The 22,168-nt window shown below is 73.0% G+C and carries 17 protein-coding genes; 11 read left to right on the top strand and 6 right to left on the bottom strand.

Features of this window, described 5'->3' with window-relative positions:
* Positions 1-11 precede the first annotated feature (11 nt).
* From B0675_RS29765 to B0675_RS29750, 4 genes are all read left to right on the top strand, one after another.
* Positions 12-1,763, top strand: a complete 1,752-nt coding sequence (locus B0675_RS29765) for a discoidin domain-containing protein (RefSeq protein WP_081222700.1) — start codon at positions 12-14, stop codon at positions 1,761-1,763.
* Positions 1,764-1,816: 53 nt separating this feature from the next.
* Positions 1,817-4,504: a glycoside hydrolase family 3 C-terminal domain-containing protein gene (locus B0675_RS29760; RefSeq protein WP_107482940.1), complete on the top strand. Its 2,688-nt coding sequence runs from the start codon at positions 1,817-1,819 to the stop codon at positions 4,502-4,504.
* Between the two features lie 62 nt (positions 4,505-4,566).
* Positions 4,567-5,607, top strand: a complete 1,041-nt coding sequence (locus B0675_RS29755; protein ID WP_081222699.1) for a LacI family DNA-binding transcriptional regulator — start codon at positions 4,567-4,569, stop codon at positions 5,605-5,607.
* A gap of 151 nt (positions 5,608-5,758) precedes the next feature.
* Positions 5,759-6,631, top strand: coding sequence for a universal stress protein (locus tag B0675_RS29750; protein ID WP_081222698.1), 873 nt, complete (start codon positions 5,759-5,761; stop codon positions 6,629-6,631).
* Positions 6,632-6,777: 146 nt separating this feature from the next.
* On the opposite strand, the gene B0675_RS29745 is transcribed toward B0675_RS29750, so the two are convergent.
* Positions 6,778-7,131 (bottom strand): hypothetical protein, encoded by a 354-nt coding sequence (locus B0675_RS29745; RefSeq protein WP_081222697.1) that lies wholly within the window; start codon positions 7,129-7,131, stop codon positions 6,778-6,780.
* Positions 7,132-7,239: 108 nt separating this feature from the next.
* Here B0675_RS29745 and B0675_RS29740 point away from each other — a divergent pair, with 108 nt between their 5' ends.
* Both B0675_RS29740 and B0675_RS29735 read left to right on the top strand, forming a co-directional pair.
* Positions 7,240-7,905 carry an NUDIX domain-containing protein gene (locus B0675_RS29740; protein WP_081222696.1) on the top strand — a complete coding sequence of 222 codons (666 nt, stop codon included), beginning with the start codon at positions 7,240-7,242 and terminating at the stop codon, positions 7,903-7,905.
* A 72-nt stretch (positions 7,906-7,977) separates the two neighbouring features.
* The gene (locus tag B0675_RS29735) at positions 7,978-8,964 is read left to right on the top strand and encodes an aldo/keto reductase (protein WP_081222695.1); all 987 of its coding nucleotides are present in this window, start codon (positions 7,978-7,980) and stop codon (positions 8,962-8,964) included.
* Positions 8,965-8,989: 25 nt separating this feature from the next.
* Here B0675_RS29735 and B0675_RS29730 read toward each other — a convergent pair whose 3' ends face one another.
* Entirely contained in the window at positions 8,990-11,551 is a 2,562-nt protein-coding gene (locus B0675_RS29730; protein WP_081222694.1) for a SpoIIE family protein phosphatase, read from the bottom strand.
* A 189-nt stretch (positions 11,552-11,740) separates the two neighbouring features.
* Entirely contained in the window at positions 11,741-12,658 is a 918-nt protein-coding gene (locus B0675_RS29725; RefSeq protein WP_081222693.1) for a LysR family transcriptional regulator ArgP, read from the bottom strand.
* Between the two features lie 66 nt (positions 12,659-12,724).
* On the opposite strand from B0675_RS29725, the gene B0675_RS29720 reads away from it, so the two are divergent.
* The 4 genes from B0675_RS29720 (at position 12,725) to B0675_RS29705 (ending at position 16,128) form a co-directional block, all read left to right on the top strand.
* On the top strand, positions 12,725-13,336 hold the full coding sequence (locus tag B0675_RS29720; protein WP_081222692.1) for a LysE/ArgO family amino acid transporter: 612 nt from the start codon (positions 12,725-12,727) through the stop codon (positions 13,334-13,336).
* Between the two features lie 153 nt (positions 13,337-13,489).
* Complete coding sequence (locus B0675_RS29715) at positions 13,490-14,803, top strand: MFS transporter (RefSeq protein WP_081222691.1); 1,314 nt, start codon at positions 13,490-13,492, stop codon at positions 14,801-14,803.
* A 37-nt stretch (positions 14,804-14,840) separates the two neighbouring features.
* Complete coding sequence (locus tag B0675_RS29710; RefSeq protein ID WP_081223960.1) at positions 14,841-15,659, top strand: methyltransferase domain-containing protein; 819 nt, start codon at positions 14,841-14,843, stop codon at positions 15,657-15,659.
* A gap of 100 nt (positions 15,660-15,759) precedes the next feature.
* Positions 15,760-16,128, top strand: a complete 369-nt coding sequence (locus B0675_RS29705; RefSeq protein ID WP_081222690.1) for a DUF6479 family protein — start codon at positions 15,760-15,762, stop codon at positions 16,126-16,128.
* Between the two features lie 79 nt (positions 16,129-16,207).
* Here B0675_RS29705 and B0675_RS29700 read toward each other — a convergent pair whose 3' ends face one another.
* Together B0675_RS29700 and B0675_RS29695 are read right to left on the bottom strand one after the other, a co-directional pair.
* Positions 16,208-17,173, bottom strand: a complete 966-nt coding sequence (locus B0675_RS29700) for an ATP-dependent DNA ligase (protein ID WP_081222689.1) — start codon at positions 17,171-17,173, stop codon at positions 16,208-16,210.
* Between the two features lie 92 nt (positions 17,174-17,265).
* Complete coding sequence (locus B0675_RS29695) at positions 17,266-18,159, bottom strand: Gfo/Idh/MocA family oxidoreductase (protein ID WP_241540055.1); 894 nt, start codon at positions 18,157-18,159, stop codon at positions 17,266-17,268.
* A 256-nt stretch (positions 18,160-18,415) separates the two neighbouring features.
* On the opposite strand from B0675_RS29695, the gene B0675_RS29690 reads away from it, so the two are divergent.
* Positions 18,416-19,843 carry a M1 family metallopeptidase gene (locus tag B0675_RS29690; RefSeq protein ID WP_081222687.1) on the top strand — a complete coding sequence of 476 codons (1,428 nt, stop codon included), beginning with the start codon at positions 18,416-18,418 and terminating at the stop codon, positions 19,841-19,843.
* 34 nt (positions 19,844-19,877) lie between these two features.
* On the opposite strand, the gene glgB is transcribed toward B0675_RS29690, so the two are convergent.
* Positions 19,878-22,115, bottom strand: coding sequence for a 1,4-alpha-glucan branching enzyme (gene glgB / locus B0675_RS29685; RefSeq protein ID WP_081222686.1), 2,238 nt, complete (start codon positions 22,113-22,115; stop codon positions 19,878-19,880).
* Positions 22,116-22,168 lie beyond the last annotated feature (53 nt).

Raw genomic sequence — 22,168 nt, 5'->3', positions numbered from 1 at the left:
GACGGACACTCATGACCGCATCCCGTACCACCCGGCGCCGCGTCACGGCGCCCCTCACCGCGGGCCTGCTCGCCGCGGGAGCTCTCGTCGCGCTGCCCTCCCAGCCCGCGCACGCCGCCGGCAGCGTCGTCAAGGTCACCGGCTCGCAGGGCAACTGGCAACTGACCGTCGACGGCAGCCCGTACCAGATCAAGGGCCTCACCTGGGGGCCGTCCGTCAGCGACGCCCCGCGCTACATGCCCGATCTGAAGTCGATGGGCGTCAACACCATCCGCACCTGGGGCACCGACGCGTCCAGCAAGCCGCTCTTCGACGCGGCCGCCGCCCAGGGCATCAAGGTGATCGCCGGCTTCTGGCTGCAGCCCGGCGGCGGGCCCGGCAGCGGCGGCTGCGTCAACTACCTGACGGACACGGCCTACAAGAACCAGGTCCTCAGCGAGTTCCCGCAGTGGGCGGCCACCTACAAGGACAACCCCGGTGTCCTGATGTGGAACGTCGGCAACGAATCCGTGCTCGGCCTGCAGAACTGCTACAGCGGCGACGAGCTGGAGCGCCAGCGCAACGCGTACACGACCCTCGTCAACGACATCACCAAGAAGATCCACGCCGTCGACCCCAACCACCCGGTCACCTCGACCGACGCGTGGGTCGGCGCCTGGCCGTACTACAAGAAGAACGCCCCCGACCTCGACCTCTACGCCGTGAACGCCTACAACGCGGTCTGTGACGTCAAGGCCGCCTGGCAGCAGGGCGGTTACACCAAGCCGTACATCGTCACCGAGACCGGGCCCGCGGGCGAGTGGGAGGTGCCGGACGACGCGAACGGCGTCCCCGCCGAGCCCACCGACCGGGCCAAGGCCGACGGATACACCCGGGCGTGGAACTGCATCACCGGACACAAGGGCGTCGCGCTCGGCGCCACGATGTTCCACTACGGCACCGAGTACGACTTCGGCGGCATCTGGTTCAACCTGCTCCCCGCCGGCGAGAAGCGGCTCTCGTACTACGCCGTGAAGAAGGCGTACGGAGCGGACACCTCCCACGACAACACCCCGCCGGTCATCTCCGACCTGACCGTCGAGGGCGATGCCGCCAAGGTGCCGGCCGGGGGCGACCTCACCCTCGCGGTGAAGGCCACCGACCCCGACGGCGACCCGATCACGTACGAGGTGCAGGACAACAGCAACTACATCGACCAGAGCAAGCAGCTCGTCACGCTGCCCGCCACCAACCTCGGCGGCGGCCGGCTCAGGGTGACCGCGCCGGACAAGCCCGGCGTCTGGAAGATCTACGTCAAGGCCAAGGACGGCAAAGGCAACGTCGGCGTCGAGACCCGCTCCTTCCGTGTGGTACCGCCCGTCCCGAGCGGTACCAACATCGCCCGCGGCAAGCCGGCCACGGCTTCCTCGGCGCAGGCGGGCGGCGGTGACTGCCCCTGTACCGCGGCGGGCGCCGTCGACGGCAACCTCACCACCCGCTGGGCCAGCGACTGGAGCGACCCCCAGTGGCTCCGCGTCGACCTCGGCAGCCGCACCTCGTTCCGGCACGTCCAACTCGTCTGGGAGACCTCGTACGCCAAGGCGTACACCGTCCAGACCTCGGACGACGGGCAGAACTGGACCACCGTCCGCAGCGTCACCGACGGCAACGGCGGCGTCGACGACCTCGACGTCTCCGGCACCGGACGCTACGTCCGGGTCAACGGAACGGCGCGAGGCACCGGATGGGGCTATTCGCTGTACGAGTTCGGCGTCTACAACTGAGTCGGACACCAACGGGAGAGCGCTCTCTCAGGAATGAGGCCGGACACATGGAGATGACGGACGACGAGGCGGAACGCGAACGGCTCCTCGGCAAACTGACCCTCCGCGAGAAGGTCCGGCTGCTGACCGGCGCGACCACCTGGCGCACCCGGGCCGAACCGGCCCTGGGACTGCGGGAGATGGTCCTGTCGGACGGCCCCGCCGGTGTGCGGGGGCAGTCCTGGGACGAGCGCGATCCCTCCTTGCTGCTGCCCTCGGCATCGGCACTCGGAGCACTGTGGGACGAACGGTTCGTGGAACGCCTCGGCGGCCTGCTCGCCGCCGAGGCGCGCCGCAAGGACGTCGACGTGGTCCTCGCGCCGACCCTCAACCTGCACCGCACCCCGCTGGGGGGACGGCACTTCGAATGCTTCTCCGAGGACCCCGAACTCACCGGCCGCACCGGTGCCGCGCTCGTCCGCGGCATCCAGGCGCGCGGGGTGGCCGCCACGGCCAAGCACTACGTGGCCAACGATTCCGAGACCGACCGGCTGACCGTCGACGTCCGCGTGTCCGAGCGGGTGCTGCGCGAGGTCTACCTGGCGCCGTTCGAGGCGGCGGTCGAGGCCGGCGTCCGGGTCGTCATGGCCGGGTACAACGGCGTCAACGGCACCACGATGAACGCCAGTCCACTGCTCACCGACCCCCTCAAGCGGGAATGGGGGTTCGACGGCGTGGTGGTCTCCGACTGGGGCGCGCTGCGCGACGGCGACCCGGCCGGCCGCGCCGGTCTCGACCTCGCCATGCCGGGACCCGACAGTCGCTGGGGGGCCGCGCTGGTGCGGGCCGTGGAGGACGGACGCGTGCCGGTGTCGGCCGTCGACGACAAGGTGCGCCGGCTGCTGACGCTCGCGGCGGCGTGCGGGGCGCTCGGGGAACCGCCGGTGCGCGCGGCGGCCGGTGCCGGCACCTCCGTCGGCGCCGACGCCCGCGCGGGCGCCTCGGAGGAGGCCGCCCGCCCGGAGGCTGCCGACGCCCCCACCCACGCCCACACCGATGCAGACGCCGACGCCCTGGCTGGGGGTGCACCCGGGACTCTCGGACCCGCGGGTGCCCGCAGCGCTTCCGGGGTGCCTGCCGATGCCTATGCCGATGCCGCTGGCGGTGGCGGTGGCGGTGGCGGTGTCGAAGCGGCGCGCGCGGCCGAGGGGTTCGACCGGGACGCCCGGGACCTGCTGCGCCGGGCCGTCGCCGCGAGCGCCGTCCTGCTGCACAACCGCTACGTCCTCCCGCTCGACCCCGCCCGGCTGCGCACGGTCGCCGTGATCGGCGCGCACGCGGTACTGCCCCGCACACAGGGCGGCGGGAGCGCCGGCGTCTTCCCGCGACACGTCGTCACCCCGCTCGACGGGATCAGGGCGGCGCTGGGCGACGGCACCCGCGTCGTCCACGTACCCGGCCCGTCGACCGACGCACCGCCGCCTCCCCTCGCCCCCGACCTGTGCTCCGATCCCACGACGGACACCCCCGGAGTGCGACTCCGTCTGCTGGACGCTTCTGGGAACGAGCTGTATACCGAACACCGGCTCAGCGGGCGCCAGTTGGAACCACCCGAGCTCCCGGGTGCGCACACCGTCGAGATCAGCGCCGTGCTGCTCCCGGGAACGACGGGGCCGTGGACGATCGGCGTCGGCGGATTCGGCCGGATGAGCGTGACCGTCGACGAACACGTCGTCCTGGAAGGGGAGTTCGCGAGGGAGACGGACGACCCCGCCGTCGTCCACGTGAACCCGCCCGTCCACTGCGTGCGCGTCCCCCTCACCTCCGGACGTGCGGTGCGGGTGACGGCGCGCCGCGAACTCGCGCCCGGCACCGGCCGCGCCACCGTGGTGACCGCTGCCCCACCGCGCCCCGACGACCGGGCGGCCCTGGCCGAGGCCGCGGTGGCCGCCCGTCGTGCGGATGCCGCGATCGTGGTCGTCGGCACCACCGAGCACGGCGAGTCCGAGGGCTACGACCGGACCGACCTCGGGCTCGGCGGCCGACAGGACGACCTGGTGCGGGCGGTGACCGCCGCGAACCCGCACACGGTCGTCGTCGTCAACAGCGGGGGACCCGTCGAACTGCCCTGGCGCGCGCAGGCCGGTGCCGTCCTGCTGACCTGGTTCCCCGGACAGGAGGGCGGCTCCGGGCTGGCCGACGTGCTGTTCGGGCACGCCGAACCGGGTGGCCGGCTGCCCACCACCTGGGCGGCCACGCTCGCCGACGCCCCGGTCACCCGTACCGAGCCTGCAGCCGGCCGCCTCGACTACGACGAGGGCCTGCACATCGGCTACCGCGCCTGGGCCCGCCACCACCGCACGCCCGCCTACTGGTTCGGGCACGGGCTCGGCTACACGACGTGGGCGTACGAAGCGCTCGACGTCCCCGACGACCTGGTGGCCGGCGAATCCTTCACCGTGCGGATCGGGCTGCGCAACACGGGCGGGCGTCCCGGACGCGAGGTCGTCCAGGTCTACCTCGCCGGACCCCCCGGCCCTCTGGAGCGCCCGGAACGCTGGCTCGCGGGCTACACGGCCGTCCACGCAGCACCGGGGGAGCGGACGGCGGCGGTGGTGCGGATCCCGGGCCGCGCACTGCGGCACTGGGACGAGGACGACCACGCCTGGCGCACCCGGCCGGGGCCCTACCGGGTGCTGGCGGGCCGTTCCGCCGGATCGCTCCCGCTGACCGCCGTCACCCTGGTCCGGGCCTCGGGCTGAGCTCCCGGCGCTCGCGGAGAGCGCTCTATCCCGAGGCGGGGCCGGGCGGTTAGGGTGCCGCCATGAGCAGACAGGCTCCCACGCTGGAGGATGTCGCGCGGGAGGCCGGAGTCTCCCGCGCGACCGTTTCCCGGGTCATCAACGGTGTCCGCAACGTCGACCCCGGAATTCAGGAAGTGGTGCGCGAGGCCATCGAGCGGACCGGCTACGCGCCCAACCGGGCCGCCAGATCGCTCGTGACCCGCCGCAGCCAGACGGTGGCCCTGATCGTGTCCGGCGCCGGTGACACACCGGGGGAGGAGCAGAACGCCTTCGCCGCGCGGGTGTTCGCGGACCCGTTCTTCGGACGGGTCGTCAGCGGTGTCGTGGGATACCTGCGTCCGCGGTCGATGCATCCCCTGCTGATGTTCGCCGAGTCCGCGGAGACCAGGAACCAGGTGCTGACCGACCTGCGGCAGGGGAGTGCCGACGGTGCGCTCGTCGTCTCCACCCACGCCGACGACCCGCTGCCCGCGCTGCTCGCCGGTGCGGGTCTGCCCGCCGTCCTCTTCGCCCGCCCCACGCGGCCTGTTCCGCTCAGCTATGTCGACCTCGCCCACCGGGACGGGGCGCGCCTCGCCGCCGACCACCTGCTGAACCGGGGCTGCCGCCGGATCGTCACCGTCACCGGGCCCCTCGGGGTGGCCGCGAGCCAGGACCGGCTCGCCGGGTTCCGCGACACCATGGCCCGCCGGGGTCACCCGTACGTCCCTGTCGCCGAGGGCGGGTTCACCCTGGACAGCGGAATGGCCGCCATGTCCGGGCTGCTGTCCGAACATCCGGACGTGGACGGGGTGTTCGCCGCGAACGACCTGATGGCGCAGGGCGTGTGCCAGGTGCTGCGGGAACAGGGCCGGCAGGTGCCGGACGACGTGGCGGTCGTGGGGTTCGACGACTCCAGCGTGGCGGTGACCTGCCGGCCGCCGCTGACCACCGTGCGCCAGCCGGTCGAGGAGATGGCGGCGGCCATGGCCCGGCTGCTCGACGAGCACATCCGGGGCGTACGCACCGAGCCCACGTCGCTGATCTTCGACCCGGAGATCGTGGTCCGCGCGTCGGCCTGAGACCCACCGGTCAGGGATGCCGGACCGCCGTGCCACGCGGGGCCGCTCATCCCGGTCTCCCGGGTGCGCCGGGGTGCGTGCCGGACACTGGTCCGGTCAGGACGGAAGAGCCACCGGCCCCGCGCGCGGGCCGGCGACGGAAGGCAGGCGTATGACCGACCCGATCACCGTGGGCGTGGACGGATCTCCCGAGAGCCGGGCGGCGCTGGGCTGGGCGGCCAGGGAGGCGGTCCGCCGGGATCTGCCCCTGAGCGTCGTGTACGCCTGGCACTGGCCGCCGCACGACATGGTCGGCGGGGGTGACCGCGAGGACCAGGAGCGCTGGGCGCGCGGCATGGTCGAGGACGCGGCCCGCACGGTGACCGACCGGCACGAGGGCCTGCGGGTGACGGCCGAGGTGCTCGACGGTGAGGCGGTGGAGGCGCTGCTGCGCGTCGCCGCCCCGGAGGGTGTCCTGGTCCTCGGCTCGCGCGGATACGGCGCGTTCGTCGGTTTCCTGCTCGGCTCCGTCGGCCAGCAGGTGATCTCGCGGTCGCCCGGGCCGGTGGTTCTCGTGCGCACGGAGGACCGCCCGGAGGGTGAGGCCGGGGGCCGGGAGATCGTCGTGGGCCAGCAGGGAGGCCCCGACGACAGCGCGCCGGGGCTCCGGTTCGCGTTCGAGACCGCGGCGGCCCGGGGAGCCGCGGTGCGGGCCGTACGGGCGTGGAGTCTGCCTCCGGTGTTCGCCTACAGCCCCGCCTCGCTGCGGCTGCTCGACGAGGCCGGCGGGCTGGAACCGTACGAGCGCAAGGCTCTGGGCGAGGCACTCCAGCCCTGGCGGCAGCGCTATCCCGACGTGGCCGTCACCGAGCACGTGGAGATGGGCAGCGCGGGCCAGGTGCTGCTGTCCCTCTCCGACCGGGCCCAGCTGATGGTCGTCGGACGCCGCGCCGAGAGGTCCGCGGTGGGCGGGCGCATCGGTTCCGTGGCCCACGCGGTGATGCACCACGCTCCATGCCCCGTGGCGGTGGTTCCGCACTCCTGACGGTGTGCCAGAACGGCTCCGGCGAGCCGGAGCCGGAGTCGCCGCGCCGGGCCGAGCCGCACGTCCTTCCTGCTTCTGCGCGGGCCATCACCTCGGGCCCCGGTCGTCCCGCCCCCGCACCCCCGGGCCGGGAGGCGGCGCGTCGGCTACGCGTTCCCGGCCCGGGACATCCGTAGCGCCAGATCCTGGAGCAGATCGGCCGTGCTGACCTCGGTCCTGCCGGAGTCGTGCAGGTCGGCGAGTTCGGAGAAGAGGAACGCGAAGGCCCCCACCAGCGAGATGGCGGCGGGGAGATAGGCGTCCGCGACCGCCTGCCCGGCCTCCGCCGGGCCGGCGTCGCCGGGCACCTCGACCCGGGGGAACACCTCGGTGACGAGCGCGCCCAGGTTGTTCTCCGCCCCCTCGACGCCGGCCTCCTCGTCCTGGGCGATCCTGCGCACCATGGCGTTGGTCTCGGTGAGCACGCCGATGGCGCGCAGGATGATCTCCGTCTGTTCCATGCCGTGAGCCTAAACGGGCGAGGCACGGCCGGGGCAGGGATCTTGGTGTCGGGATGGTAGACAGGGCCCCATGAACGACATCTCCCGCTCCCACCGGGCCGGCGCGCGATGACCGCGGGCATCGACACCCCGGACCGCAGGGGCCGCACCGGACTCGACCAGGTGGGCCGCGACCTGACCGGCAACCCCCGGGTCAAGATCCGCGACGTGCGACTCCTCTCCTGTCACTGGTACGTGGAGCGCAGCACCACCTTCGACCTCCAGCTCGCCGACGGGACCTGGAGCACCCAGGAGCGCGAGACCCATGACCGGGGCAACGGCGCCACCCTGCTGCTCTACGACGCCGACCGCGAAACCGTGCTCCTGACCAGGCAGTTCCGCTACCCCGTCTATGTCAACGGGCATCCGGACGGCATGCTGATCGAGACCCCGGGCGGTCTCCTCGACGAGGCGGACGAGCATCCCGAACAGGCCGTGCGCCGCGAGGTCGTCGAGGAGACAGGGCACACCGTCGGACCGGTCGAGCACGTCTTCGACGTCTACATGAGCCCCGGCTCGGTCACCGAACGGGTGAGCTTCTACGCCGCCTCCTACGGATCGTCCACCCGCACCCACGAGGGCGGGGGCCTCGACGAGGAGGGCGAGGACATCGAGACGGTCGAACTGCCCTTCCACGAGGCACTGTCCATGGTCCGCTCCGGAGAGATCGCCGACGCCAAGACGATCATGCTGTTGCAGTGGGCCGCTCTGGACGGCCCGTTCAAGAGGGCTTGACCTGAAGAGCACTCCAAGCCCCAGACTCCCGTTCGGGCCCGAGGACTTCGGGTCCGAACGGGAGGGGAACCCATGCGGTACCGCACCATCGGCAGCGACCCCGCGACCCGTCGCGAGGTGAGCGTGCTCGCGCTCGGCGCGATGCTCTTCGGCTCGCTGACCGACGAGAAGACGTCCTTCGCCGTACTCGACCGGTACGTCGAGGCCGGCGGCACCTTCATCGACACGTCCGACAACTACGCCTACTGGACCGACGGAGGACAGGGCGGCCAGAGCGAGGAGCTCCTCGGCCGCTGGCGGCGCAGCCGTGGCATCGGCGACGAGATCGTCCTCGCCACCAAGCTCGGCGCGCGCCCCCTGGCTCCCGGAACCGGCTTCGTCGACAACCCCGAGGGACTCTCCGCCGCGGTGATCCGTGAGGCGGCCGAGCGGAGCAGGGAACGCCTCGGCGTCGACAGGATCGACCTGCTCTACGCGCACATCGAGGACCGCGGGGTCGAACCCCGGGAGACGGTCGAGGCGTTCGCCGGACTCGTCGCCGAGGGAAGCGTCGGACTGCTCGGGGTGAGCAACCACGCGGTGTGGCGCGTGGAACGGGCCCGTGCCCTCGCCGCGGCGGCCGGACTGCCCGGCTACGAGGTCCTCCAGTACCACCACAGCCTGCTGCGTCCTCGCTCCGACGTGCCCAGCGGACTCTTCCCCGAGGGCGGCCTCGGCGCCGCGACCGGCGAACTCCTCAGCTATCTCGGCGCCGAACCCGGCCTGACCCTCGTCGCGTACTCGCCCCTGCTCGGTGGAGCGTACGGCCGGCCGGACAAGCCCCTGCCCTCCGACTACGACCACCCCGGCACGGCCGCCCGGCTGGCGGTTCTGCGTGAGGTGGCCAAGGAGGCGGACGCGACCCTCAACCAAGTGGTGCTGGCCTGGCAGATCGGCGCCGATCTGCCCGTGATCCCGCTGGCGGGTGCCTCCTCGGTGGCCCAGCTGGAGGAGAACCTCGCGGCGGTGGACCTGGAACTGACCCCGGACCAGCGGACCCGCCTGGACGAGGCCCACTGACCGGAGCCGCCGTGCCCGGACGCTGCTACACGAAGCCCGGACCGTCGCCGTCGCGAGGTGCGCGGCGGGTGGTGAGGAGCAGGGCGATGTCGTCGGGGCGGGCGTGCGCCCGCCGGGCCTCGGCGGTGAGCAGGTCGGCGGCGTGCGACAGCGAGTGGCCGCCGGGGCGGAAGCGCTGCGGCGAGCCCGCCCCGGCGAGCGTCGCGCGCAGTGCCTCGACACCGTCGTCGATGTCCGTGCCCGGCTGCTCGACCAGACCGTCCGTGTACAGGGCCAGCACCGCCTCGGGTTCCAGCATCAGCTCCGTCACGGGGTACACGGCCCGCGGATCGACGCCGAGAACCACCCCACCCGGCAGGTCGAGGACCTCGGTGCGCCCGTCGGGATGGCGCAGCAGCGGCTGCGGATGGCCGGCGCGCGCCGCACGGGCGACACCGGTGAGCGGGTCGACCCGGACATAGCAGCAACTCGCGAACTGACCCGGGTCGAGGTCGATGAGCAGCCGGTTGGTGCCGCTCATCACCTCGTCCGGGGCATGGTCCCCGAGCGCGAACGCCCTGACCGCGCTGCGGAGTTGGCCCATGGTGGCGGCCGCCTGGACGCCGTGGCCCTGTACGTCGCCGATGACCAGCGCGAGACCGTCGCCGGCCTCCACGACGTCGTACCAGTCGCCGCCCACCTCCATGCCGACCGTGCCGGGCAGATACCGGCCGGCCGTCTGCACCATCGGGTGCGCCGACAACCGGTGCGGCAGCAGGGCCTCCTGGAGGCCGCGCGCGAGTGCCGCCTCGGTGTCGTAGCGCCGTGCCCGCTCCAGGGACTGCGCGATCAGACCGGCGAGCGCGGTCAGTACCGTCCGTTCCTCGGTACTGAAGTCGCGGGGCCGGTCGAAGCCGAGGATGCAGGAGCCGACCGGACGCCCGGAGGCGATCAGCGGCAGGAACGCCCGGGCGCCGACCTTGGCGTCGAGGGCGATGCCCGGATAGGCGGCGGCCATCTGCTGCATCGACTCGAAGAAGAGCGGACGGCCACTGGTGAGCGTCTCGACACCGGGCAGCCGGGCGTCCAGGCCGACACCGTCGAAGGGAGCGAGGAAGCCCTGTGGGAAGCCCGTCTCCCAGGCCAGGTAGAGACGCCGGTCCTGGAGCAGGTAGATCGCCAGGCGGCGGCTGCCGAACGCCGGGAGCAGCTCACGCATCACGACCTCGGACACCTGCCGCGCGGTGACGGCCTCCGCCAGAGCGATGGCGAGGACGATGGGCCGGTACAACGGCGCCGTGGCCGCGGTGCCGGGCTCGTCCTCGTCGGGGGCGGGCGGCGCCGAGCGCGCGTGCTCGGTCCCGAACGGGGCGTTGCCCGTGGTCTCCGCGGCCCGGCCGAGCGGCACCACCTTGCAGGTCAGACCGCGGGGACCGGGATAGACGGACAGGCTCAGCCAGGTCTCGCCTCCCGTGACACCCGCAGCGCTCCCGGCGTCGTCGGCCAGCGGGCCGCGGGCGCGGAAGTGCACCGGGTCCGCGGAGAGCAGCGCGCCCCGCAGGTGATCCTCGTACGCGGGGCGGGCCATCCACGGCACCGCGTCCCACAGCGGCCGCCCCACCAGTTCGGCACGCGGACGGCCGAGCAGTTCCGCGGCGCGCGGATTGGCGTAGGTGATCAGTCCGAGCCGGTCCACGGAGAAGATCCCCTCCGGGAGCTGGTCGGCCGCCCCGCCCGCGGCGGGTCCCGGACCCGGGTCGACGAGCACACCGCTCACCCGGTACGGCGAGCCGCCCGTCCCGCCCGACGGCCACAGGTCGAGCAGCCGCAGCCCGCCGCTGCCGGTGCGTACGGGCAGCGGGTGGGGCGGCGGGCGGCCCGCCGACGTCTCGCGCAGCGCGGCCAGCAGCAGCCGGGGTTCGTCGTGGGCGACCGCGTCCGCGAGCGCCTCGGGCGTGCCGGGGAACGCTTCGTGCCGGGTCCCGAGCAGCGCCCACAGGGCGTCGTCCGCGATCACCCTGTTGGTGCCCGGGTCCCAGGTGAAGCCGCCGACGGTCCGGGAGGAGGGTCCCTCGGCCGGTGGGCGCGAGCACAGGGGTTCGGCGTCCCACACGACCGGGTGCCCGTCCTTGGCCAGCACCGCCAGCGCCGCCCCCAGCTCCTCCGCGACGGCCGTCATCCGGTCCCGGTCGGGCAGGACCTCGGTGGCGTCCGAGGCCGGAGGGCGCAGGCAGGTGAGGACGCCGTAGGGAGTCTCGCCGCCCACCACCGGGACGTACAGCGACCCGAACCGGAACGGCAGGCCCGCCGCGAGCTGCGGGTAGCGGCGCATCGTCTCCGTCGGGTCCGCGAGCAGGACCTCCACCCCGAGCCGGTGGGCGTCGGCCACCGGGAAGGGCCGCTCCACGTGCATGCGCCACCAGGGGCGGAAGAGCGGCCCCGGCAGTCCGGCGAGCACCGCGAGGCGCAGCAGGCCGGGCGTATTGGATCGCAGGTAGACGCCGCCTGCGAAGCCGCGCGCCGCGCGGATCGCGTCCGTGACCGCGTCACCGAGCAGGCCGGCCAGGGCGTCAGGAGCCCGGTCCTCGCGTTCGGCGCTCCCTGTCATCGATCTGCCCTCGTCCGCCCGCCACCAGGTGGGTAACACAGCAAGAATGCGCCTCCCAGGTCCCTGACCGCACCTCGGCGCCGCCCGCGGCACCGGGCCGGGACCTGCGCATTCCGGTCGTGCCCGGATGTGCTCAGCGCGAAGATACCGGGTCGCGCGCGCTCCGGAACCCGTCCGGAAGCCGGTGATTCACCCCGGCTGAGCCTGCTCCAGCGTCTCGGCGGCGACGGCCGCCACAGCCTCGGCCATCGCGCCGAGCGCGGGGAAGTCGAGCTTCCACTGCTGCCAGAACAGCGGCACGTCCACGCTCCGCCCCGGCAGCAGGTGGATCAGCCGTCCGTCGGCGAGTAGCGGCCGCGCCTGGACCTCCGGCACCATGCCCCAGCCCATCCCGGCCGCCACGGACGCGACGAACCCCTCCGAGGTGGGGACGAAGTGGCGCAGCGTCCCCGCGCCGCCGCCGGTGAGGGAGCGGACGAAGTCGTCCTGGAAGTCGTCGTTCCGGTCGAAGGCCACCACCGGGGCCGCGGCGATCCCCTCGTGCAGCGGCGTGCCCGCCCGGGTGCCGAGCCACTCCTCGGCGTACGCGGGGGCCGCCACCGGCAGATACCGCAGCCGCCCCAGCGCACGGACCGAGCAGCCCGCCACCGGGTCGGGCGACGACGTCACGGCAGCCATCACCGCTCCTTCTCGCAGCAGCGCGGCCGTGTGGTCCTCGTCCTCGCGGCGCAGCTCGAAGCAGAGCCGCAGCCCGGGCGGCAGGCGGGTGAGCGCCGGCAGGAACCAGGTCGCCAGCGAGTCGGCGTTCACCGCGACCGACAGGCGGGTGGGCTCCCCGGAGCCCGGCATGCCCAGCTCGGCCTGCGCCCGGTCCTCCAGCCGGGCCAGCTGACGGGCGAACCGGACGACGATCTCGCCGGACTCCGTCGGCCGCACCGGCTTCGTCCGCATGAGCAGCACCCGGCCGGTGCGCTGTTCGAGGGACTTGACGCGCTGGCTCACCGCCGAGGGCGTCACATGGAGCGCTGCCGCCGCCGCGTCGAAGGTGCCCTCGTCGACCACGGTGAGAAGGGTGCGGACCTGGTCCAGCGGCAGTTCCGTCATCACGAGCGCTAATGATACGTAAGAATCTTTAGCTGTACTCCCGACGATCTGCTTTCTAGCGTCGACGGCATGACAGACGCCCTCACCGCAGCGGTCGCCGGATTCGGCTCCGGTCTCTCCCTCATCGTCGCCATCGGCGCGCAGAACGCCTTCGTCCTGCGCCAGGGCATCCGCCGGGACGCGGTGCTCGCGGTGGTGGGCATCTGCGCCGTGTCCGACGCGGCCCTCATCGCCCTCGGTGTCGGCGGTGTCGGCGCGCTGGTGGTGGCCTGGCCCGCCGCGCTCACCGTGGTCGGCCTGGTCGGCGGCGGCTTCCTCGTCGTCTACGGAGTCCTTGCCGCCCGGCGGGTCCTGCGGCCCTCGGCGCTGCGCGCCGCGACCGGATCCGCGCCCTCGTGGCGCCGCGCCGTCCTCACCTGTCTCGCCCTGACCTGGCTGAACCCGCACGTGTACCTGGACACGGTGTTCCTGCTCGGCTCGCTGGCCGCCGACCGCGGTCACCTGCGCTGGACGTTCGGTCTGGGAGCGGCGTTCGCGAGCCTGTGCTGGTTCGCCGCCCTCGGGTTCGGCGCCCGGCTGCTCAGCCGCCCGCTGGCCCGGCCCACGGCCTGGCGGGTACTGGACGGCCTGGTCGCCGTCACGATGATCGCGATGGGCGCCACGCTCCTCGCCGGCGCCTGAACAGCCGTACGCCGTCGCCGTCCGTGCCCCCGGCGTTCGATTCAGACCTTGGGGACCTTGCGCACCAATCCGGTCCCCCGGGGGACACGCGTTGCTCGCGCTCGGCCATAGTGATCCCTGAATCGAAAGATGTACCAAGCAACCAGGACGAGCGTGGACACGAGCAAGAGCAACACGGACAGCGCCGCCGCGCCGCAGGACGCCGAGGCCGGGACCACGGAGCAGCCGCGGCGGACCGGATGGCGCCGGTGGGCCATGGACACCCGGCCGCTGCGGCGCCCCGCCTACCGCCGGCTGTGGTCGTCGACCGCCGTCACCGCCGTCGGCAGCCAGCTCACCGCGGTCGCCGTGCCCAAGCAGATCTACGACATCACCGGCTCCTCGGCGTGGGTGGGGTACGCGAGCCTCGCCGGACTGCTGCCGCTGGTGTTCTTCGCCCTGTGGGGCGGCGCCGTCGCCGACAGCATGGACCGCCGCAAGCTCCTGCTCATCACCAACTGCGGCATAGCCGTCACATCGCTGCTCTTCTGGGTCCAGGCCGTCACCGGCCTGGAGTCGGTACCCGTCCTGATGGTCCTGCTCGCGCTCCAGCAGGCATTCTTCGGGCTCAACTCCCCGGCGCGCAGCGCCTCCATCGCCCGGCTCGTGCCCGCGGACGAACTGCCCGCCGCCAACGCGCTCGGATCGACCGTCATGCAGACCGGCTCGGTGGCCGGCCCGATGCTGGCGGGCGCCCTCATCCCGCTCATCGGACTGCCCGAGCTGTATCTGATCGACGCCCTCGCCCTGTGCGTCACCGTGTGGGCGGTCGCCAAACTGCCCGCCCTGCCCCCGCTCACCGGGGCGGGCTCACGACGGGCCGGCTGGCGCGAGGTCGCCGCCGGCTTCCGTTACATCGCCCTGCACAAGGTGCTGCTGCTGTCCTTCCTCGCCGACATCATCGCCATGGTCCTCGGCATGCCCCGCGCCCTGTTCCCGCAGCTCGCCGCCGAGACGTACGCCCCCTACGGCGAGGGACTCGCACTCGGCCTGCTGTTCGCGGCGGTCCCCATCGGCGCGGTCCTCGGCGGACTGCTGTCCGGCACGTTCTCCCGCGCCCGGCGGCACGGCCTGATGGTCATCGCCTCCGTCGCCGCCTGGGGAGCGGCCATCGCCGGGTTCGGGCTCAGCGACAGCCTCTGGTTCGCGGTGGTCTTCCTCGCCCTGGCCGGTGTGGCGGACATGGTCTCGATGGTCTTCCGCGGGGCGATCCTGCTGTCCGCCGCCACCGACGAGATGCGCGGCCGGCTCCAGGGCGTCTTCACCGTGGTCGTGGTGGGCGGCCCGCGCGTCGCCGACGTCCTGCACGGCACGGCCGGATCGCTGTTCGGCGCGCAGGCCGCGGTCGCGGGAGGCGGCGCCCTGGTGGTCGTCGCGGTGCTCGTCCTGGCCTTCGTGACACCGGCCTTGAGGCGTTACACAATCTGAATACGGAAACGACCAAGGTGGTTCTAGAGTGACCGCCATGCGGGACACGCGACCCACTTCGGAATTCCACGCGCCCAACATCAGCGTGGACAGTACGGCCCGTCTGGTCGGTGCCCTGGACGCCCAGGACGTCAACAACGGCGTGCACAGGCTGCGCTCCTGGGCCCACTCGGCCCTGGCCGTCCGCCCCGGTGAGCGGGCCCTCGACATCGGCGCCGGGACGGGCTCGCAGACCCGGAACCTCGCGGCCGCGGTCGGTCCCCAGGGCAGGGTCCTCGGCCTCGAACCGAACCCCGGACTGCGGGCCGTCGCCGAGCAGCGGGCGGCCGAGGCCGGCAGTTCGGCGCGGTTCGCCGACGGCGACGCCCTGTCCCTGCCGCTGCCCGACTCCACCGTGGACGTCGTGTGGTGCGAGCGGGTGCTCCAGCACCTCGCCGAGCCGGAGAAGGCCGTCGTCGAGATCGCCCGCGTGCTGCGTCCCGGCGGTCGGGTCGCCCTGCTGGACACCGACTGGGCCACCACGATCCTGCACCCCGGCGACCCCGAGACGGTCGCCGCGCTCACCTCCGGCGCGCTGTCCGCGGCGGCCGACCCGTACTCGGGACGCAAGCTGGTGGGCCGGCTGACGGCCGCCGGACTGGTGATCGACGACCGGGGCTCGCAGGCGCTGCTCCAGGACCACACCTCCGTGGCGTGGCCGCTGATCCGGATGATGGCCGAGTCCGCGATACGCCGCGGCCTGATCGGCGAGGCCCAGCGGGACAGTCTTTACGAGGAACTCGCGGAGGCGGCCCGGAAGGGCGGCCTGCACATGTCGGTGACGATGTTCGGGGCCGTGGCGCACCGTCCCGCGTGAACGGGTGGCGGTGCCCGAAATGATCCGCAATATAATGGGATGGCCGTCGCTGACGGATTAGTACGCAGATTTCCCCTTGCATTGGGGGTACGCGACCATCATGTACATCGCGAGCCAAGAAGTGATCCTGGCGAACTCGACGACCAATGTGGTCGCCGCCTTCGTCGGTGGCCTGGTCATCGTGGCCGCCCTCGTCTGGGCGGTCCGGATGGGCATCAGGGTGCGGGGCCAGGAATCGGCCCCCCCGACCGCCGAGGAACAGCCCCACCTGCCCGAGGGTGGAGCGGTCCACGAGGAGCGGGAGATGAGGGAACCCGACGAGGTCCCGCACGCGGCCAACGAGAGCGAACGGCTGATGCCCTACAACATGCACTCCTCCAGCACCAAGCACGCCGACGACCAGCATCGCAAGCGCTGGCAACCGGGATCGAGCGGATCCTTCGGCAGCGGCGGGCCCGGCAGAACCTGAGCCGGGACACCCGAGGAGCCGACCGCCTGCGAGCGGCCGGCTCCTTCGTGCGCCGTGAACCGCGGGACCGGTGCGCCGGCTACGGCAGATCCGCCGCCGACTCCTCGGGAGTGAGGTCGGGGCGCAGCCGCAGCCAGGACGGCTGGCGCAGCAGGCCCGCGCGGGTACGGGTGCTGTACCGGACCTCGCCCACCAGCCGCGGCAGCACCCAGCGTGCCTCGGCCGCGCGCGGGACCGTGTCGAAAGGGCAGCGGTCCGTCCCCGAGGCCCCCAGCAGCCGGGCCAGTTCGGTGCGCTCCGCCGCGTTCCAGCCGGTGCCCACGCTCCCGACGTAGCGCAGCCTCCCGCCGGCGCGCTGCCCCACGAGCACCGCGCCGGGCAGCCCCGACAGACGGCCCCGTCCGGGAACCCAGCCGCCCACGACGACATCGGCCGTGCGCATGTTGCGGATCTTGATCCAGGACCGAGAACGCGTCCCCGGCTCGTACACGGAGTCCAGCCGCTTGCAGACCAGTCCCTCCAGACCGTTCTCCCGCGTCGCCCGGAGCGCCAGTTCGCCGTGGCCCACCAGCGCCGCCGGCGTCGACCAGAACGGCCCCTCCAACGCCAGCTCCTCCAGCGTCCGCCGCCGCACCTCGTAGCGCAGCCCCGTCCGATCGTCCCCGAGCCGGAGCACGTCGAAGACGACCAGGTGGGCGGGCGCCCGTTCCGCGAGCCGGAGCGCCTTGCCCGGCGACCCGGCGAGACCCATCCGGGACTGCAGCAACTGGAAGTCGCCGCGGCCCTGTTCGTCCAGGACCAGCACCTCACCGTCCAGCACGGCCGGCGTCGTGCCGAGGACACCGCCGAGGGCGCCCAGTTCCGGGTAGGCCGCGGTGATGTCCTCGCCCGACCGGGCCCGCAACCGCACGCTGCCGTCACCGGGCAGATAGACCACCGCGCGCTGGCCGTCGTGCTTCGTCTCGTAGGCCCAGCGCATGTCCTGTCCCCGGGACGGCAGCGTTCCGGGGGTCGCGAGCATGGGGGCGATCAGCGGCAGGTTCACAGCTGTTGTGTCGACACACCACCGGCCGCACACGCCGGCCCGTGGCCCCTTTCCCCTGAACGGCCCCGCCCGGCATCCGCCCCCGAGGCGCCTCAGCCCTCCAGTGCCTGGGTGATCAGCGTCTGGAGCCGCAGCCCCCGGTGGGCGTCGAGTTCGCCGGACCGCCCCGACCGCACCGCCGTGGCGAACTCGCGGCGCAGCACGGGCCATGACTCCTCGTGGTCGAGCGCCCCACCGTCGAAGACCAGTTCCGGATGCCGGCCGAACAGCTCGATCCGGGTGATGCCACGCTCGACCTCGACCGACCCCGACAGGGAGGCCTGGCTGACAGCGCCGCCCTCGTGCTCGCAGGTCAGCTCGACCCAGCGGCGCGGATCACCCGCGCCGCGGACCCGGACGACCGGCCCGAGCGCCGCGTCCAGCAGATCGAGCAGATGCGGCCCGATGTCGAGCAGCGCGCCGTGTTCCAGGCGCCACGGCGTCGCGAAGTCACCGCCCAGGAAGGCGCCGCCCAGCATGCACGACCGGGCCCCCGACACGTCGAGGGCCCGCGCCGCGTCGAGGAACCGCCGCGTGGCCGGGTGGTAGCGGTTGGTCAGGACGAGCTGGGAGACGACGCCCGCCGCGTCGATGGCGTCCACGAGCCGCCGCGCCGACGGCAGATCGAGCGCCAGGGGCTTCTCCAGGAGGAGAGCCTTGCCCGCCTCCGCGGCCCGCGGGGCGAGTTCGGCCTGAACGGAGGGCGGCACCGAGAAGGCGACCGCCTCGCAGCTGTCGAGCAGGTCCTCGAAGGACGCGGCCACCGCGGCACCGTACGGCTCGGCCGTCTCCCGGGCGGCCTCCGGCCGGCGCGCCCACACCGATGTCAGCCGCGTCTCCGGCCCGGCGGCGAGCACCCGGGCGTGCACGGCCCGCGCCCAGGGCCCCGCGCCGACGAGTCCCACCCTCACGGGGGCCTGGGTCCAGGTGGACGACGTACCGCTCACGGGCATCTCCTCTGCGGTGTACCGGGCCTGACGTGCCGTCGGCCCACGGCGGCGCCGACGGAGCGGGTGCCCGGCGGTGACGGCCGCCGGGCACCGGATCTTCGGACGCGTGGGACCGACTTCATCATGCTGGCCCGCCGTCCGGCCAGAGGGACGGCCGGGCGGCCCGGCGGGACTTGACCCGATCGAAAGGTGCAGCGGCCGCGGGGGCTCGTAGGCTGTCCGCGATGATCACCGTCGAACCGGAGGAGCGCACGTGAGACCACGCCCGCAGCAGCCCGCACGACGTACGACCGTCCTGCGCCGCGAAGCCGTCGTCGCGGCCGTCCCCGTCGCGCTCGCCGCACTGCTCACCGCCGCCGGTCCCGCCACGGCGGCCGGGACCGCGGGCTCCGCGGGCGCGGGCGACCCGTACTTCCCCCTCTCGGGCAACGGCGGCTACGACGTCCGCCACTACGGCCTGACCCTCGACTACGACCCGGCGACCCGGCACCTCGACGGCACGGCGGTCGTCACCGCCCGCGCCACGCAGCGGCTGACCCGCTTCGACCTCGACCTCAGCGGCCTGAAGGTCACCCATGTCACCGTCGACCGCACACGGGCGTCCTTCCGGCGCACCGGACAGGAACTCGTCGTCACCCCGCGCAAGGCCCTCCACCCGGGCCAGGAGTTCCGCGTCACCGTCACCTACGCCGGCACGCCCCGGCCCGTCACGGACCCGGACGGCTCGCCCGACGGCTGGATCCCCACGGACGACGGCGCCTTCGTGGCGGGCGAACCGCAGGGCGCGATGACGTGGTTCCCGGCGAACAGCCACCCCACCGACAAGGCCTCCTACGACTTCACCCTGACGGTTCCGCAGGGCCGGACCGCCGTCGCCAACGGGGTGCTGCTCGGGCAGCGGACCAGCCACGGCCGGACCACCTTCCGCTGGCGGCAGTCCGAGCCGATGGCGGCCTACCTCGCCACGGCGACCGTCGGCACGTTCAAGGTCGAGCAGTACACCACCCGGGACGGCCTCAAGGTCTACAACGCCGTCGACCCCCGGGAGGCGGCCGACGCCGCGCCGGTCCTGAAGAAGCTGCCGTCCGTCCTCGCCTGGGAGAGCAAGCTCTTCGGCCCCTACCCGTTCCGGGCCGCCGGCGCCATCGTCGACCGGGCCCCACAGGTCGGCTACGCCCTGGAGACCCAGACACGGCCCGTCTACGACTCGGCGCCCGATCTCGGCACCCTCGTCCACGAGAGCGCCCACCAGTGGTTCGGCGACTCCGTCTCCCTGACGAAGTGGAAGGACATCTGGCTCAACGAGGGCTTCGCCACGTACGCGGAGTGGCTCTACACCGAGCAGCACGGCGGCAAGAGCGCCCAGCAGACCTTCGACGCGCTGTACGCCACCCCGGCGGGCAAGGACCTGTGGGCGTTCCCGCCCGCCGACCCCGGCAGCGGCGAGCACATCTTCGAGACGCCCGTCTACGCCCGCGGTGCCATGGCCCTGCACGCGCTGCGCACCGCCGTCGGCGACCGCGCGTTCTTCCGCATCCTGCGCTGCTGGGCCACCGGTCACCGCGACGGGCACGGCACGACGGCCCAGTTCGTCCGGCTGTCCGAGCGGGAGTCCGGAAAGGACCTCTCGGGCCTCTTCCACACCTGGCTCCAGACATCCGGGAAGCCCGCCTCTTCCTGAGAGACGGGCTTCCCGAGGCGTCGCCGCGGTCGGCTCAGGCCGGCCGCAGCCACACCGTCGCCAGCGGCGGCAGCGTCAGTTCGATGCTCGTCGGGCGGCCGTGCATACCGATCGCCTCGGCCTTCACCGGCTCGGAGTTGGTGACGTCGCTGCCGCCGTAGCGCAGGGCGTCGGTGTTGAGGACCTCGTGCCAGGCGGGGATGTCCTCGGGGACGCCGAGGCGGTAGTCGTGGCGCACGGCGGGGGAGAAGTGCGAGACGGCGAGGAGGGGCGTGCCGTCGGCGGCGTGGCGCAGGAACGCGAACACGTTGTCGTCGGCCGCGTCTCCCATGACCCACCTGAACCCCGAAGGATCGGTGTCGCGCTCCCACAGGGCCGGGTCGGCGCGGTACTCCTTGTTCAGGTCGCGGACGAGATCCTGCACGCCCCGGTGGTCGGCCTCGGCGCCGTAGGCGGGGTCGAGGAGCCACCAGTTCGGCCCCTCGGCCTCCTTCCATTCGCCGCCCTGCGCGAACTCCTGCCCCATGAAAAGGAGTTGCTTGCCGGGGTGGGCCCACATGAAGGCCAGGTAGGCGCGCAGGTTGGCGCGCTGCTGCCACCAGTCGCCGGGCATCTTGGAGACGAGTGACTGCTTGCCGTGGACGACCTCGTCGTGGGAGATCGGCAGCACGTAGTTCTCGCTGTAGGCGTACACCATCGAGAACGTCATCTCGTTGTGGTGGTACTTCCGGTGGATCGGCTCGTGCTGGATGTACTCCAGCGAGTCGTGCATCCAGCCCATGTTCCACTTCAGCCCGAAACCGAGCCCGCCCTCGGAGGTCGGGCGGGTGACCCCGTCCCAGGCGGTCGACTCCTCCGCCATCGTGACGACACCGGGGTTGCGGCGGTACACGGTCGCGTTCATCTCCTGGAGGAACGCCACCGCGTCGGGATTGTCCCGGCCGCCGAACTCGTTGGGGCTCCACTGCCCGTCCTCGCGGGAGTAGTCGAGGTAGAGCATGGAGGCCACCGCGTCGACGCGGAGGCCGTCGATGTGGAACTCCTCGCACCAGTAGGTGGCGTTGGCGACGAGGAAGTTGCGGACCTCGCGCCGGCCGTAGTCGAACTCCAGGGTTCCCCAGTCGGGGTGGTCGGCGCGCCGCGGGTCCGGGTGCTCGTAGAGCGGGCGTCCGTCGAAGGCGGCGAGTGCCCAGTCGTCGCGCGGGAAGTGGGCCGGCACCCAGTCCATCAGCACGCCGATGCCGGCCCGGTGGAGCGCGTCGATCAGGTACTTGAAGTCGTCCGGGGTGCCCAGCCGGGCGGTCGGCGCGTAGAAGCCGGTGATCTGGTAGCCCCAGGAGCCGCCGAAGGGGTGCTCGGCGACCGGCATCAGCTCGACGTGCGTGAAGCCCAGGTCCGTCACATAGGCCGGAAGCTGCTCGGCGAGCTGGCGGTAGGTCAACCCCGGCCGCCAGGACGCCAGGTGCACCTCGTAGACCGAGAACGGCGCCTCGTGCAGCGGACGGCGCTTCGCCCGGGCGTCCATCCACGCGGAGTCCTGCCACGTGTGCGTAGACCGGGTCACGATCGAGGACGTCGCCGGCGGAACCTCGGTACGGCGGGCCATCGGGTCGGCGCGCAGCGTGCGGGACCCGTCCGGGCGTGTGATGTCGTACTTGTACAGCTCGCCCTCGCCGATCCCGGGCAGGAACACCTCCCACACGCCGGACGAACCGAGCGAGCGCATCGGGAATCCCGAGGCACCGTCCCAGTGGCAGAAGTTCCCGCAGACCCGCACCCCCTGCGCGTTCGGCGCCCACACCGTGAACCGCGTCCCGACGACCCCCTCGTGGGTCATCGGCTCCGCGCCCAGCGCCTTCCACAGCTCCTCGTGCCGGCCCTCACCGATCAGGTGCAGGTCCATCTCCCCGAGAGCGGGCAGGAATCGGTAGGGGTCCTCGGTCTTGAACTCGGTGTCCCCGTACGTCACCACCAGCGTGTACGCGGGAATCGCGTCGAGCGGCAGGACCGCCCCGAACAGCCCGTCCCCCAGGTCGTCGAGCGCGGTACGGCGCCCGTCCACCACGACCGACACACCCCGGGCGTACGGCCGCAGGGCACGGAACAGCACACCGCCCTCCAGGGGGTGGGCACCGAGCAGCGCGTGCGGATCGTGATGGGAGCCGGACAGCAGCCGTCCCCGGTCCGTGGGGTCCAGCGCGGCGGTGGGCTGCGCCGGCGGGGCGGCGGGCTTGGCGCGCCGTACGCGGGGGGTTGCGGAGCGGACTGTCACGGCTCGGGCCTCTCGGAGTGGGGGGTGAGGGGGATCGGTTCTCGGAAGGGGGC

Origin of the sequence: Streptomyces sp. M41(2017), assembly GCF_002078175.1 — a bacterium.
GTDB lineage: Bacteria > Actinomycetota > Actinomycetes > Streptomycetales > Streptomycetaceae > Streptomyces.
This window is presented reverse-complemented; position numbering and strand designations above follow the sequence as displayed.